The sequence below is a fragment of the Halorubrum vacuolatum genome (genome assembly GCF_900188065.1).
GTDB classification, from domain to species: Archaea; Halobacteriota; Halobacteria; order Halobacteriales; family Haloferacaceae; genus Halorubrum; species Halorubrum vacuolatum.
Genome location: NZ_FZNQ01000002.1, coordinates 241,988 through 256,362, shown reverse-complemented (window position 1 = coordinate 256,362; position 14,375 = coordinate 241,988). Strand labels below are relative to the sequence as shown.

Genomic DNA, 14,375 nt, shown 5'->3' with positions numbered 1-14,375 from the left:
CGGTGGACTACGACGTCCAGAACGTCCTCGTGAACAACACGAGGACCGGGATCATCTCGATCCGGCCGACCCACATCAAGACGATCATGACGCTTCGGGTGCTCATCGGGAAGGCGGCATAGGTCCCGTACGGTCCGGCCTCCCCGAAGGCGGGTCCGATGTTCAGGAACGTCGAGGCGGCCGCGCCCATCGCCTCGAACGCCGAGAGGTCCATCCCCACCCGTGCGGCGTCGACGGCGACGAAGACGGCGAGGCCTACGAATATCACGATCCCCAAAAGGAGATAGGCGTAGACGTCGCGGATCGTGTCCTCCGCCACCGGCGATCCGGAGACCCGTACGGGACGGACGGCCTCGGGGTGGACGCTCGTAAAGAGCTCCCGGCGCAGCGACTTGAGCGCGACGAGCCACCGCAACGACTTGATCGAACAGGTTGTCGACCCGACCATCCCGCCCGTAAACATCGCGAGAAAGAGGAGATAGGTGGCGGCAGGCGACCACAGGTTGAAGTCCGTGCTCGCATAGCCCGTCGTCGTGACGATGGAGGTGACGTTGAAGACGGCGTGGCGGATCGTCGGTTCGATCGCCCCTCCCTGCTCGCCGGTGACAAAGAGGACGAGCGCGACGAGCGCCGCGAAGATTCCAAGCCCCCCTACATAAAACCGGAACTCCTCGTTACGAAGCAGCCGCCTCGGCTCGCCGTTGATAAAGACGTAGAGCAGGATGAAACTGGTGGATCCGAGGATCATGAACGGGACGATCGCCCACTGTAGCACGGGATGGAACGCCCCCGCCGAGAGCGGCTCGGGCGAGAAGCCCGCCGTCGCCACCGACGTGAACGCGTGTGCAAGCGCGTTGTACGGCCCCATTCGGGGGTCGAACGCGAGTCCGAGCACGAAAAAAACGACCGCCGCGAGCAGCGTCAGGCCGACGTAGAGCCCCCAGATAAGACGTGCCGTCTCGGCGATGTGCGGCGTGAGCTTGTTGACGTTACGCGTTCGCGTCTCCGACTCCATCAGCTGTGCCCCGCCGACCCCGAGCTCCGAGAGGACCGCGGTCGCGAGAATCAGGATCCCGAGCCCGCCGAGCCACTGGATGAGCTGTCGCCACATCATGATCGACCGGTCGTGAACGGAGAAGTCAACGAGCACCGTCGCGCCGGTCGTCGTCAGCCCGCTCATCGATTCAAAGAGCGCGTTCACCGGGTGGGCAATCGTCCCGGCGCCTGCGACCACGAAGGGTACCGCTCCGACGACGGCGACGAGCAGCCAGATGAGTGCGACCGCGAGAAACGCCTCCCGTGGGCCGAGGTTCTCCTCCGGGTCGCCGAGCCGCCGAAGGCCGGCTCCGAGCGCCAGCGTGACACCGATGGCGACGAGGAACGGCGTCAGCGGCTCCTCGAAGTAGACGGCCAAAAGCAGTGGAAACGAAAGCGGGACCGCGAAATAGATCAATACGACACCCATCAGCTCAGCGCTGGCGCGCCAATCGACCCGGATACGCGTGTTTCCGTACATCTACGTCGCCGAGGAGAGGGCGGTCAATTCGTTCACGAACGACGACTCGACGAACGCGACGACGTGGTCGCCGGATCGTAAGACGGTATCACCGCGTGGCGTGACGTGTGTTCGGTTTCGGGTGATCGCGCCGATGACCACCCTGGCTTCCAACTCCGCCGTGATCTCCTGAATCGGTCGATCCACGAGCGGCGAGTCGGCCGCGAGCTCGATCTCTACCACCTCCGCCCTGTCGTTTTCGAGCACGGAGATGTTCTCGGCGATACTTTCGTGGCTGAATCGCGTGATCTCCTCGGCGGTGACCAACCGCGGGTTGATCGCGACGTTGATACCGATCTCCTCGAAGAGGGTGACGTAGTCGGCGCTGTCGACGACCGCGATCACCCGATCGACCCCGAGGCGTTTCGCGAGGACGGAGACGAGCAGGTTCCGCTCGTCGGTCGCGAGCGCGGCGACGACGACGTCCGCGTCGTCGACGTGTTCACGGACGAGAAACTCCGTGTCGGTCGCATCGTGTGCCATCACCAACGTGTGTGGCAGATTCTCGGCGAGAAAGCGCGCGCGATCCCCGTCCTGCTCGATGAGCCGGGGATGAAGCGAGCGTTCCTCCAACAGCCGGGCGGTGTGATAGCCCGTCTCGCTCCCGCCGACGATCACGATCTCGTCGGCGTGATCCGGCGTCGTCTCGGGAGCGACGTCCGTGGCGAACGACTGCACGCTCTCGGGGCTCCCGATGACGACTACGCGATCGCCGGCACGGATGAGCGAATCCCCGCGGGCGAGGATCAGCTCCTCGTCGCGGAAGATCCCGGCGAACGTGAGCGCCTCGAACCGGTCCGCCTCCATGACGGTCCGACCGGCGACTGGGCTTTCCTCCGTAACGTCGAATTCGGCCATCTGTACGAGTCCGCCGGCGAACGGGTCGACGTCGATGGCGGCCGGGAGGCCGATGACACGAACGATGTTCTCGGCGGTAAGCAGATCCGTGCAGACGACGAAGTCGGCCCCGTACGCGGATTCGTCGTGTTCCCAGACACGGAGATAGTCCGTTCGTTTCGTGCGGGCGATGGTAAACGGGTCGCCGAGCGTTTTCGCGGTGCCGCAGGCGACGAGGTTCGTCCGATCGTCGTCGGTACAGGCGATGAACATATCGGCCTCGGGGACCATCGCCGCCCGCAGGGTCGGCAGGGTCGTGCCGTCCCCTGCGATCGAGAGCACGTCGAGATCGTAGGTCAACTCGTCGGTGAGGTCCTGATCGAGGTCGACGACCACGACATCGTGATCGGACGCCAGGTTGGCGGCGATCGCTGTTCCCACCTCGCCGGCACCGACGATGACCACGTCCATGTCCCACACTCCTCGGGCAGCCTAAAGTGGGTTACTATCGGTGGGGTGTCGCGAGAAACCGGCGCACCATCGCGGTCGACCGTTCCCATGCGTTGGGAGCGACCGTGAGCGTTTAACTCGCCGTCCCCTACCGATCCGTATGGACGAACGAACGCGGAGAGGGTTCGTCGGCGCAGCGGGTGCGCTGAGCGTCGTCGCGCTCGCGGGCTGTTTAGGTGATGACGACGACGGCGACGGGGATGTCGTCGACTTGACCGGCGAGGAAACGGTCGACGTCGTCGTCGGCGCGGGCAATGGGCTGGAGTTCGACCCCGTGGACATCGTCATCGACGTCGGCACGACCGTGATCTGGGAGTGGACCGGCGACGGGGGCGCACACGACGTCGTCGACGTCGACGGCGCCTTCGAGTCCGACCTCGTCGATGAGGCCGGGTACACCTTCGAACACACCTTCGAGGAGACCGGTTTCTACGAGTACGTCTGTACCCCACACCAGACAAGCGGCATGGTCGGCACCGTCGAGGTCGTCGACTGAGTCGGCACGGGTTTTCCATCCAGATCAAGCGTCCGGCGTGATCGCGGAGAGCCCGAGCGCCGGCAGCAGTCGATAGCCGGTAACCGCCCCGATGGCCCCCGAGAGCGCCATCACCGCGATCAGCTGCGTGAATCCGACGATGCCCGCACCCGAGAGCAACCCGGCAACGAACAGCGTCACGACGAAGACCCCGAGCGCCGTCGCGGCCGTCAGTTGGGCGCTCTCGGCGGCCCCCGTGACCGTCTCGATGCCGGTGCCGAACCCGGGAATGCGGACCACCTGTCCGTTCACCTGGAGGGCCGTGGCGACGATTCGATCGTCGGTGACGAGCGGCTCGTCGCCCTCCTGATCCCGGAAGGGGTTGTTGTCACCCCGTGTCACGTAGCCCTCGTCAGTCACCTCGACGACCCGATGGGTGGTGAGCCCGCCGCCCTGTAGCTCCACGGCGTCGAAGACGACCACGTCGCCAGACCTGATCTCACCGGCGGCGAACGCGGGAACCGCGATGAACCCGTCACCGGCTTCGAGCGTCGGCGACATGCTCTCGCTGGTGACATATCCGAGCAATACCGGCTGGCCCGTCAGCTGCCCGATGACGAGTGCGATCACGACGATCAGCGCGATGACGGCGAACACGTCCGCGACGACCCGTCGTGACATAGTCCGGGTAGGCCGCCGGCGCGTTTCAATATAGTGGTGCGGCGGGCCACGCCGTCCGAAGCGGCATCGCCGGATGATCGCCGATTCCCCGTCCCGTCATCACAACTGAACGTCGTCGAAGGCCGACCCCGCCAGCCCAGGCCCTGACGGAACGGCGATCCGGCCCCGTTCGACCGGACACGGGTCGGGTGCGAGGTCCTCCGCGAGCAGGTGTCCGGTGGCGAGGCCGGCTGCACGCAGTGGCCGTCCCCGGCTCTTTCGGAGCGTTTCTATCGCGGCGGCGACGTGAACCCCCGCGGTTCGGGCGATGACCCCGTCGATCGTCGTCGTCACCACCGCATCGACGCCGGTCGCCATCGCGCGCCGTGCGGCAGCGACCGCGCGGTCCGGCCCACCGAGCGCCATCGGTTTGAGGATAAGGAGGTCGGCGGCCGCCGCATCGAGGACCGCTTCCACGCCGTGTGCAGCGACGGCCTCGTCCGCAGCGACCGGCACGGGACTCCCGTCACGGACGGCGGCGAGGCCCGCCAGATCGGTCCCTGAAACCGGCTGTTCGACGTACTCGAGGTTCACGTCATTGAAATGATCGAGCGCCTCACGAGCCGCCTCACGTGACCACGCCCCGTTCGCGTCGACACGCAGGTCGACCGCGGAACCGACGGCGCGGCGGACCGCCCGAACCCGATCGAGGTCCTTCTCAACCTCCCGTGCACCGACTTTGATTTTGAGACAGCCATATCCGTCCTTGACCGCGCGTTCGGCGGCCTCGACGGTCCTCCCGACCGATCCGTCGCCGACCGTCGCGTTGACCGGGATGGACGAGGGCAGGGAACCGGCGTCGCGTCCCCTTTCCGTCTCTTCGGCCGACGATGAGACGGCGAGCAGCCGATCGGCGAGCCGGATCCCTGCCGCCCGGGCCGCTGCGTCGTCGCGGGCCAGCGCGACGCCATGTCTCGCGGCCGGCGTCTCACCTGCGGGCGGGAGGCGGATGGGATCGACGCCGAACCGGTCGATTGCCTCAACGCACGCCTCCAGCGACTCGGTCCAACCGGGCAGCGGCGTCGCCTCGCCGATCCCACGCGCCGGGGCCGACCCCTCGGGATCGATGGCGACGAGGAATCCCTCGCGCTCGGTGATGGTTCCATGCGCGGTCGCAAGCGGCGTCGAGAGCGGAAGCGAGAACCGTCGTCGCATCAGATCGCGAGCCCCACCGCGAAGGCGACGGCGTATGCCGCGAGCAGCTTTCCGGCCGATTCCAGCGCCGGATTGAGGGCCTCCCCGGCCGTCTCCGTGAGTACCGTACGGGCCAGCAGACCCGCAAGGGGGAGCGTCACGAGCGGCAACAGCACGGCGGCCCCGTATCCGGACGCGAGAAACCAGAACGGCGTGAGGTAGGCAAGGACAAGGAGGGCGAGAAACTGCACCCGCGAGAAGCCGTAGCCGAACCGGACCGCCAGCGTCCGCTTGCCGGTCTCTGCGTCCTCCTCGCGATCACGCACGTTGTTGATCACGAGGATGTTCGTCGAGAGCGCGGCGATCGGGAGCGAGGCGATGATGGCCGCGGTCGGTACCGTTTCCGGGGGGACCCAGAGTGGAAACAGGCCCGTAGCCAGCGACGCCGCCTGAACGTAGTAGGTCCCCGCCACGGCGATCACGCCGAAAAAGAGGAACACGAACACGTCACCGAGCCCGTGGTAGCCCAACGGATACGGCCCGCCGGTGTAGGCGACCCCCGCGGCGACGGAGGCGAGCCCGATGACGAGTATCGGCACCCCGCCGACGGCGACGAGGTAGGTACCCACGAGGATCGCTGCCGCGAACGTGAGCCACATCGCGCGTTTCACCTCCGCGGGCGCGATGAGCCCGCTCGCGACGACGCGGGTGAAGCCCTCACGGTCCTCGGTGTCAGCGCCCTGGACCGCGTCGTAGTAGTCATTCGCGAAGTTCGTTCCGATCTGGATGAGGGCGGCACCTACCAAGGCGGCGAGCGCCGGGAGCGGCGCGAACACGCCCGCATCGATCGCGAGGCCGACACCGACGGCCACGGGCGCGAACGCCGCCGGGAGCGTCTGTGGCCGAGCGGCCATCAGCCACGCGCGGCGACGCGAGATCTCCGTTTCCATTGGCGCTTTTTGGGGACCTCCGTCCCTTAAACTTCCCATCGCCGGGTCGATGCGGGGGTCGGAACGTCCTTACAGACCGAGCAGCGACCGTGCCGTCTTCGCGTACAGTCCCGGTGCCTTGCTTCGAGATCCCTTGAGGGCCGCTGTGAGCGCCTCCGGGGCGTCCTCGAGGACACCGACCCCGTGCCCGACGAGGATGCGCTCGGGTCGAATCCCGGAGAGCGCGGCCCGCGGCGGCGACAGCCGCAACATCGGGTGAACGCCGAGGCGCTCCCTGTCGCCCCGGAAATACGTCGCCGCGCCGAGCGACTCGGGCACGATGAGCGTCTCGCCGTCGAAGAGACCGACCTCCTGCCACGGCGGCACCGAGGAGTTCCGGATCCGGATCGTCTCGAAGCCGGTGTCGGCGAGCCGGCGACCGAATCGTTCGACCGGCGCATCGAGTTCCGAGGCCACTCCGGTCATCCACTCGGGGATGTGGACGGCGACATCGTGCCGGCGAGCCACCGTCGCGCAGTCGCGTTTATGTCTATCGAGCGCACAGACGACGCCGGCGACCTCGCCGAACTCCGCGAGCAGGTCGTCCACGCCGGGGGCATCGACGGGGTCGACCACCCAGACGTCGTCATGCTCCTGCTCGTCGTTCGGCACCGCAAACGCGTGGCTCGCCCGCTCCATCGTCTCCTCCGGGTAGGCCATCCAACCGACACCACGATCGTACCGGTCGATCTCGTGGACGATCGGGTCGCCGACCTCCTTCATTCCCATACGGATACTCGGTGCTGGATCCTTTTGAATCCCTCACCGGCGGTCGGCTCACCGGCCGAGTTTATCGGTATTGATCGACGTTCCCGGCGGCGTGACGATGAGGAACCCACGGAAGTGCATTAGCTCGCCGCCCATGTCCTTCACCTCCCTCGCGAAGCCGGCGGCGAGTTCGTTGAGGTCCCCGTCGATGGAGAGCACGAGCGTGTTTCCGTAATCGACGTTCCGCACCCACTCTTCCGGGTCGGTCGTTCCATCCAACACGCCGAGGACGACGTCGCCGCCCGCCGAAAAGGCTTCCTCCATCTGCTCTTCGGCGTCACGGAGGTCGAGGTCCCAGTCGCTCATATGCGAACCCACATCACACGCCAGCAAAAGCGTTCGGTCCGTCCCGTTCCACCGTCAGCGTCGAAGCGACCCGAGGCTGACGTCCAGTCTGCGGATCACTTGACGATGACTACCGGCACGGACGATTTATCAACGACCGTCTTGGCGACGCTACCCACGCGTGGATCACGGTCGGCGGCTTTGCCACGGTGACCGACGTAGATGCGTTCGACATCCGCTTCGACGGCGTATTTCGCGATCGTCTCCGCGGGCGAGCCGCCGCGGAGCTCCGTCGCGACCGACGGCAGGGATCCGTACTGTTCGGCGTGTTCTTCGGCGACTCGTGCCGCCTCGGAAAGCACCCGTTCGCCCCGTTCGGCCGCCTTGGCACCGCCGGGGAGGACGAGTTCGCCGTCGACGATCTCCGCGTGTGGCTGCAGGACGTGAATGATCTCCAGCCCGAGTTCGCGTTTGGCCGCGTCCACGGCCGCGTGTTCGATCGCGAGGTCGCTCACCGCCGATCCGTCGGTCGCGACGAGATAGGTCATGTCCGTATCTACCCTCGGTGTCGTTAAATAGCCGCCGGACCGATCGCCGACTATGGAACACTCACGACGGACGGTGCTCGCCGCGGGTGTCGCGGGCGTCGTCGGCGTCGCGGGTTGCCTCGGTGATGACGCCCCGGACACCCCGGAGTACGACTGTGAGGGCACGGAGCCGGCGGAGCCCGATACGGACTACCGACCGATGATCGGCGACCCCGAGTCCGACGTCCTCGTTGAGGTGTTCGAGGACTTCACTTGTGACGGGTGCGCGACGTTCAAAGCGGACGTCTTTCCGACGATAGCGGAGACCTACATCGAGACCGAGGAGATCCGGTATGAACACTGGGATTTCCCGATCCCCGTCAACGAGGAGTGGGCGGTTCCCGTGGCGAGCGCGGCGCGCGGTGTCGGTGCCCGGGAGGGGGATGCAGCCTTCTTTAGTTTTGCCGAGACGATTTATGAGTTCATCGGGAACTATAGCGAGGACGCGATCGGGTTTGCCGCCGAGGAGGCGGGTGCCGATCCCTGTGCGGCGATCGCCGACGCCGAAAACCGAACCTACGCGACCCCGATCGGCGATGATCGCGCGGAGGGGGAAGCACGCGGGCTCTCCGCGACGCCGACCGTTTACGTAAACGGCGACGAGGTCGATCCGACCGCCGAGGCCATTTCGACTGCCGTAGACGAGGTTCTGTCATAGCGTGAGCGACGGCGGAGCGGAGCACGTACAGCAACCTGCGTATCGCGCACAACGGAACCGCCGCCGACTCGGGGTCGTCGTGCTGGCGGTACTGATCTCTCAGGTGCTCATCTATCCGGGCGTCCCGTCGCTCACGGTCGCGCTCGGTGCGCCCGCCGGCATCGACGCGGGAATGTGGTTTCTGGTGGCGGAGTTCGCCGCCTTCGTCGCCTTCGCGATCGTCTGGGGGACCGTGAGCGACGCGCTCGGTCGCCGGATCCCGTTGATCGTTCTCGGCGCGTTCGGCGGAGCGGTCGCCTACGTTGCGCTCGCATTGGTCCCCCTGACCGATGCCGGCTTCGAGGCCGCGCTCGTCGTCCGTGCAGTCGGCGGGACGTTCACCGTCGGCGCGTTCTCGCTCGCGATCACGACGCTCATGGATCTGCGCGGCGGCCACGGTCGAAACATGGGCATTGCCGGCCTCGCGATCGGTCTCGGAGCGGCCGTCGGATCCGTCGGAGGTGGCATCCTTGCCGACCTTGCCGTGTTCTACCCGGTCTATGCCGGGGCGATCGTCCTCTTCAGCGCCGGGCTCGTCGCGGCGACGGTCCCCGATCCCCTCGTCGGCGACGAATACGGTGCCGCCGCGGGGTCACACCCTCCGGAACCGTCCCCGGGGGAGCCTCAGAGCCCCGGTATCCGTGACGTGCTCGCCCGAACACGGGCCGCCCCCGCGTTGCTCGTTCCCTGTGCGTTCGGCTTCATCGACCGCCTCACGGCCGGGTTCTTCTCGCTCGTCGGCGTGTTCTACTTTCAGGACCCGGCGACGTTCGGGCTCTCCGCGACGGGGGCGGGCGCGACCCTCGCGCTCTTTTTCATTCCATTCGCGCTCCTGCAAGCGCCGTTCGGGACGTTTTCGGATCGGATCGGTCGGTTCTACCCCATCATCGGTGGGTCGTTGGCGTACGGAGTCGCGATCATCGGGGTCGGGCTGGCACCGGTCTATCCGGTTGCTGCCGGCTTGATGATTCTCGTCGGCGTCTGTGGCGCGCTGTTGGCCCCCGCGACGATGGCACTTGTCACCGATATCATCGACCCGGAGGCGCGCGGGGCCGCCATGGCGCTTTTCAACGTGTTCGGCTCGCTCGGCTTTCTGACCGGGTTTCTCGTCGGCGGCGCCGCGACCGGCGCGTTCGGCTACCGTCCCGCCTTTCTGGTCGTCGGCGGGCTCGAACTCCTGATCGCCATCGCGTTGTTGCCCGCCGTGTACACCATCGTCTCCCAAACGGGGCCCACACGGTAGGGACGCTGTAGCCCGTTTCGAGGGACGCCCACGGCGCTATCGGATCGCGTCGATATCGATCCGGGACAGGAATCCACGCACCCCGAGAGAGGTGACGAGCGCGAGCACGGCGTACACCGCGACCGTCAGATACGTCGTGAGGTCGGCGCTGTCGATCGCGAGCCGTGCGACGGCGTTCGTCGGCCCGCCGGCCATCGCCGTCGCCCCGCCGAACAGCGCGAGGACGGCGATCGAATACAGGAGCTGTGCCGCCCGTCTATCGGGTGCGACGAGCGCGATGGCGACGGCGACACCCACGACGACGACGGTGAGTGCAGTCATCAACGCGAGGATCGGGCCGATATTGGAGACGGGGGTTCCGTTCACCTCGAGCAACAGCAGCCAACAGAGCGCCTGTATCGGCGCGATCGCCACCGCCGCGAGCGCCTTGCCGTCGACGATGTCCGTCAACGTGACGGGCGCTACCCGGAGGAGCTCGAGCGTTCCCCGGTCGATCTCCTCGGTGATCGAATCGACCGTGATGGAGCCGGAGATGAACACCGGTAAGAAGACTAAAAGCGGGATCAACACGGTGTACGTGAACGTGAAATACGGGCTTGAGCCCGTCCGTTCGGGAAGCGGCAACGGCGGTTCCGCCAAGGACCCGCTTCTGGCGTCCCGTTCGTTCGACTCATAGACCTGTAACACCTCCTGCAGTTGGACGACGATCACCGTCGTCTCGACGTTCGAATCCGGGACGGTGACGACCGTGGACACCCCGCCGTCATCGGTTGCGGTGGCGATCACCACCGCGTCGGCCGCGTGGTTTTGGAAGGCCTCGCGAGCTGCGGCCGTATCCTCGTACCGTGTTACCCGCGCCCCGGGCACCGAATCGGCCGCCCGTTCGAGGTCCGCGACGGCGTCGCCGGCGCCCGCGATCTCGATCTCGGCGCCATCGAGGCCGCTCGGATCGTACATCGAGACGAGTCCGACGACGAGAAACGAGGAGAACGCCGCGATGAACAGCTGGATTCCTATCGCGAGCAGGATCGTCTTCTCCGCACGGAGTCCGGCGAGCTCCCGGCCCGCGATCGTGAATCGACTATCCATAGAGGCTCACCACCCCGAAGTTGTACGCCGCATGCAGCAGGGTCGCGATCACGAGCGTCATCGTGTAATAGGCCCGGTTACGGCTGGCGCCGACGGCCGCGACGACGGTCGCGAACCCGTGGAGTGCGAGCGGCGCAAAGAAGAGCCCGATCGCGAGGGGGAGCGGTAAAGCATCAAGCCCTGCTACCTCTCCGAACGCCGCACGGCCGATGAACAGATCCGTGAGTCCGACGGCCTGAACGACCGCGGTCGCCTTCTCCGCCAGGAAGAATCCGAGCCCCGACGCGAGTCCGACCGCCACCGCGACCCGATCGGTCCGCGCGAAGATGTCGCGTTCAAAACCCGCATAGAGATGGATGCTCTTTGCGACCTCCTCGATGAACGCGAGGGTCACGAGCAACACGGGGATCGAGACGGTCACCGGCAGCGCAAAGAGCACCGCGACGGCCAGCAACTCGGCGACGAAGACGAAGGGAACGGTACAGGCCGTGATGAACGCGACCGTCGCGAGGCCGCGAACTCGACGCCGTATGCCCCATCGGTGTGTCGACTCGACGTCGGCCTCCGCGGAAGCGTCTACCCGTCCGACCGATGCCAGTCGCACCGCGAGCGCGTCAAGGAGCTTTCGAGGAACGGGCTTCTGGGTAAACATGTCCTCCTCGCGATAGACGCCGACGCCTAACAGGAAGAGGAGCCCAGCCGCGATCGTGACGGGTCCCGTCGAAAAGAGGAACTCGACGATCGAGACCGCCTCGCCCTGTAGGTCGAGAACGACGATCGTCAGCGGCGAGATAAGCGCGACGGGGGTGACGTTCGTGAACACTGCCGGAATGAACGCGTAGGTGGTGAGCAGGACGCTCACCGCGACCGTGACGAAGGTGAGTTCCTTGAACGAGCGGGCGAACATCGCGCCAACGAACGTCGCCGCGAGGAACGTGAGCGCGATGGGTACCATCGCGAGCACCGAGAGCAGGCCCCCGCCGACCCCGACCGCGATGATCGCCGTCACTGCCACGGCGGCACCGACGTACGGAAGCGTCTTTCCGGCGACCACGTCGACCGCATGAATGGGCGCGACGAGGAGCAACTCGCCGCGACGGTTGATCCGTTCGTTGAGTATCGAGGAACCGTACGCCTGAATGAGGAAGTTCATCGGAACCAGAAAGACGAACGCCAACAGGAGCGAGAGGAACGGGAACGGCGGCGTGATCGATCCCGGGGAGCCGACGGCGTCAGCGCCGAACGCCTCGCCCCCACCGTCGCCGATGGACGGTACGGCAAAGCCGTCTTCCCCGTCAGCCGGATCGGTATGCGCAGTCGCGTCTTCGCCGTCGGTCGCGTCGTTGCTGTCGGCCGTGCTATCATCATCGGTCGCGTCGTTGCTATCGACCGTACTCTCGTCATCGGTCGGGCCGCTGTCGACCGTGTTGTCAGCGTCCGCCCCATCGGGTTCGTCGATCGGGTCCTCACCGAGCGTCGGCCCGTCCGTGCCGGCGACCGTCCGGCTTTCATATCGCAGCTCGACGGTCACCGGAAAGGCGGCAGTTTGGTTTTCCTCCGCGGCCATCCGCCGTTCGTTGTGGGCTTCGATCGCTGCCCGGACCGCCTCGGCGGCCGCCTCGCCCTTCGTGGTCTCCGCAGTGGTGACGGCCACCCCCTCGCCGGTCTCATAGACGGCTACGTCCACCGTCTCACCAACCTCCGCGCGCTCCAGTCCGACCGAGATGAGCGCAGGATCGGCCTCGATGGCGTCGGCGTACGGCGAGTTCGGCTCGACGCCGACGTGGTAGATATCGCGGTCGACCTCGAACCCGGCCACGCCGACGGCGACGCCACCGCCGACGACCGCCCCGATGATCAACACGAGCGCGAGCGCTCCGAGCAGGGTTCGCCGGTCGAGCCCGTGGCTCACACCACCGGCTTCCCAGCGTGCGATCCGGAGGATCGTCCGCAGACGATCCCTCACCGTCGTTCCTCCTCGGCCGTGGCTCCACGCTGCGGTTCCGCGGAAGCATCCTGTCCGTCTCCTCGCACAAAGTCATCATCGACGGTTCGTGGCCGGTCGGGCGTTCGTCCAACCACGTCGAGGAAGATATCCTCAAGGCTGGGTTCACGGCTCCGAATGTCGACGACCTCACCACCCACGGCGTCGGCCGCCTCCCGCACGTCCTCGACGGTGGCCATGCTCGGCACCGCCACACGATACCGGTCCCCGACCGGCTCCGAGCGAAGAGGGGCCCTTCGGCCGTCCGCGCCGGCGACATCCTCATTCGGTGTGCCTTCGGTGATACCCTCGTTCGGATCCCATTCGGTTCCGTCCGTAGGCACCGTAACCGACACGTCCGTGTAGACGTGATAGGTGGTTTCGCCGTGACGATCCCGGATCTCCTCGACGCTACCGCGTGCGACGATCCGTCCCTCGTTCATAATGATGACTCGGTCACAGACCGATTCGACCTGGTGGAGGTTGTGCGCGGAGAAGACGACGGTCTTTCCCTCGGCACGAAGCTCGCGGGTGAACTCGAGGACCGTGTTCGTCGTCACCGGGTCGAGTCCCGAGGCGGGCTCGTCGTAGATCACCACGTCCGGGTCGTTGACGAGCGACCGGGCGATCGCGACCTTTCGTTTCATTCCCTTCGACATATCCCCGAGTCGCCGCTCGCGGTGATCGAGCGACAGGCGGTCAAGCGTCGTCTCGACGCGTTCGGTGGCGACGTCGCGGGGGACAGCATAGAGGTCGGCGAAAAATCGGAGGTACGAACGCGGCGTCATCTCCTCATAAAGTGGGGACTCCTCCGGCAGGAAGCCGAGCTGCTGGCGCATTTCTGGGTCTGTCGAGTCGAATCCGGCGACCCTCGCCTCACCGTTCGTCGGCTCGATGAGTCCCGCAAGCATCTTGAGGGTCGTCGTCTTTCCCGCCCCGTTGGGACCGACGATGCCGAACACCTCCCCTTCCGCCACCGAGAAGGTGCTGTCCGCGACCGCGGCGAACCCGCCATAGGTCTTTTTCAACCCCCTCACCTCGATCATATCCGTCCCTGCGCCGGCATCAGGGTTAAACTCACGGCTGTGGCTATCAGTCCGGAGAATGGTTCCGAGACAGCCCTGTCATCCCATGTCGGAGTGGGGGTGGTAGAACTGTGGAGAAGGGCAAACTACTCGCCGCGCTCGACGAGCTATTCTTCAGCTATTTCCGGTCGCTTCCCCCGCTCCCAGACGGCCTTCGCGGAGGTTCCGTCCGGCGCGGTGTGTGAGACGTCTTTCATCGTGCCGCGGTCATCGGTTGCCATATTGTCCCCTGCTACCACGGACCGACATATTAACTCTTCGGCAGGGATACGCCGATGTCATAATATTGTATAATGATCCGCCGAGAGAGTCGGCAGGTGAACGAACGGCGCGCACGTCCACGCGATACGGATGCGCCATTCACGTGGTGGACAGCCATTCGCGTGGTGGACAGCCATTCACGTGGTGGACAGCCAT

Annotated in this window: 13 protein-coding genes and 1 pseudogene; 3 read left to right on the top strand and 11 right to left on the bottom strand. The window is 66.2% G+C overall.

Features of this window, described 5'->3' with window-relative positions:
* Nucleotides 1-7: 7 nt before the first annotated feature.
* Entirely contained in the window at nt 8-1,516 is a 1,509-nt protein-coding gene (locus CHB65_RS03715; protein WP_089383714.1) for a TrkH family potassium uptake protein, read from the bottom strand.
* Nucleotides 1,517-2,863 (bottom strand): Trk system potassium transporter TrkA, encoded by a 1,347-nt coding sequence (trkA, locus tag CHB65_RS03710; RefSeq protein ID WP_089383713.1) that lies wholly within the window; start codon nt 2,861-2,863, stop codon nt 1,517-1,519. It abuts the gene before it with no gap.
* Between the two features lie 139 nt (nt 2,864-3,002).
* Between trkA and CHB65_RS03705 the strand changes: the two genes are divergently transcribed.
* Nucleotides 3,003-3,398 carry a halocyanin domain-containing protein gene (locus CHB65_RS03705; RefSeq protein ID WP_089383712.1) on the top strand — a complete coding sequence of 132 codons (396 nt, stop codon included), beginning with the start codon at nt 3,003-3,005 and terminating at the stop codon, nt 3,396-3,398.
* Between the two features lie 24 nt (nt 3,399-3,422).
* Here the strand turns inward: CHB65_RS03705 and CHB65_RS17985 are convergent, their stop codons facing one another.
* The 6 genes and pseudogenes from CHB65_RS17985 to CHB65_RS03675 all read right to left on the bottom strand — a co-directional run bounded on the left by CHB65_RS17985 (nt 3,423) and on the right by CHB65_RS03675 (nt 7,821).
* The gene (locus CHB65_RS17985) at nt 3,423-4,058 is read right to left on the bottom strand and encodes a signal peptidase I (protein ID WP_089383711.1); all 636 of its coding nucleotides are present in this window, start codon (nt 4,056-4,058) and stop codon (nt 3,423-3,425) included.
* A 99-nt stretch (nt 4,059-4,157) separates the two neighbouring features.
* Nucleotides 4,158-5,252, bottom strand: a complete 1,095-nt coding sequence (locus tag CHB65_RS03695; RefSeq protein ID WP_089383710.1) for a mandelate racemase/muconate lactonizing enzyme family protein — start codon at nt 5,250-5,252, stop codon at nt 4,158-4,160.
* Nucleotides 5,252-6,181, bottom strand: coding sequence for a 1,4-dihydroxy-2-naphthoate polyprenyltransferase (locus CHB65_RS03690; protein ID WP_089383709.1), 930 nt, complete (start codon nt 6,179-6,181; stop codon nt 5,252-5,254). The genes CHB65_RS03695 and CHB65_RS03690 overlap by 1 nt, the downstream gene beginning before the upstream one ends.
* A 69-nt stretch (nt 6,182-6,250) precedes the next feature.
* The gene (locus tag CHB65_RS03685) at nt 6,251-6,949 is read right to left on the bottom strand and encodes a hypothetical protein (protein ID WP_394335404.1); all 699 of its coding nucleotides are present in this window, start codon (nt 6,947-6,949) and stop codon (nt 6,251-6,253) included.
* Between the two features lie 57 nt (nt 6,950-7,006).
* Nucleotides 7,007-7,294: pseudogene (locus CHB65_RS03680) on the bottom strand (DUF5779 family protein); the annotation flags it as partial.
* Nucleotides 7,295-7,389: 95 nt separating this feature from the next.
* On the bottom strand, nt 7,390-7,821 hold the full coding sequence (locus CHB65_RS03675; RefSeq protein WP_089383706.1) for a universal stress protein: 432 nt from the start codon (nt 7,819-7,821) through the stop codon (nt 7,390-7,392).
* 52 nt (nt 7,822-7,873) lie between these two features.
* On the opposite strand from CHB65_RS03675, the gene CHB65_RS03670 reads away from it, so the two are divergent.
* On the top strand, nt 7,874-8,518 hold the full coding sequence (locus CHB65_RS03670) for a thioredoxin domain-containing protein (protein ID WP_089383705.1): 645 nt from the start codon (nt 7,874-7,876) through the stop codon (nt 8,516-8,518).
* Nucleotide 8,519: 1 nt separating this feature from the next.
* A complete protein-coding gene (locus CHB65_RS03665; protein ID WP_089383704.1) occupies nt 8,520-9,800 on the top strand; it encodes an MFS transporter in 1,281 nt (426 codons plus the stop codon).
* A gap of 36 nt (nt 9,801-9,836) precedes the next feature.
* Here the strand turns inward: CHB65_RS03665 and CHB65_RS03660 are convergent, their stop codons facing one another.
* The 3 genes from CHB65_RS03660 to CHB65_RS03650 are packed head-to-tail and all read right to left on the bottom strand — an operon-like array spanning nt 9,837 to nt 13,919.
* Nucleotides 9,837-10,889, bottom strand: coding sequence for an ABC transporter permease (locus CHB65_RS03660; protein WP_089383703.1), 1,053 nt, complete (start codon nt 10,887-10,889; stop codon nt 9,837-9,839).
* Nucleotides 10,882-12,855, bottom strand: a complete 1,974-nt coding sequence (locus CHB65_RS03655) for a PrsW family intramembrane metalloprotease (RefSeq protein ID WP_089383702.1) — start codon at nt 12,853-12,855, stop codon at nt 10,882-10,884. Before CHB65_RS03655 ends, CHB65_RS03660 begins: the two co-directional genes overlap by 8 nt.
* On the bottom strand, nt 12,852-13,919 hold the full coding sequence (locus CHB65_RS03650) for an ABC transporter ATP-binding protein (protein WP_089383701.1): 1,068 nt from the start codon (nt 13,917-13,919) through the stop codon (nt 12,852-12,854). The genes CHB65_RS03655 and CHB65_RS03650 overlap by 4 nt, the downstream gene beginning before the upstream one ends.
* Between the last annotated feature and the right edge of the window lie 456 nt (nt 13,920-14,375).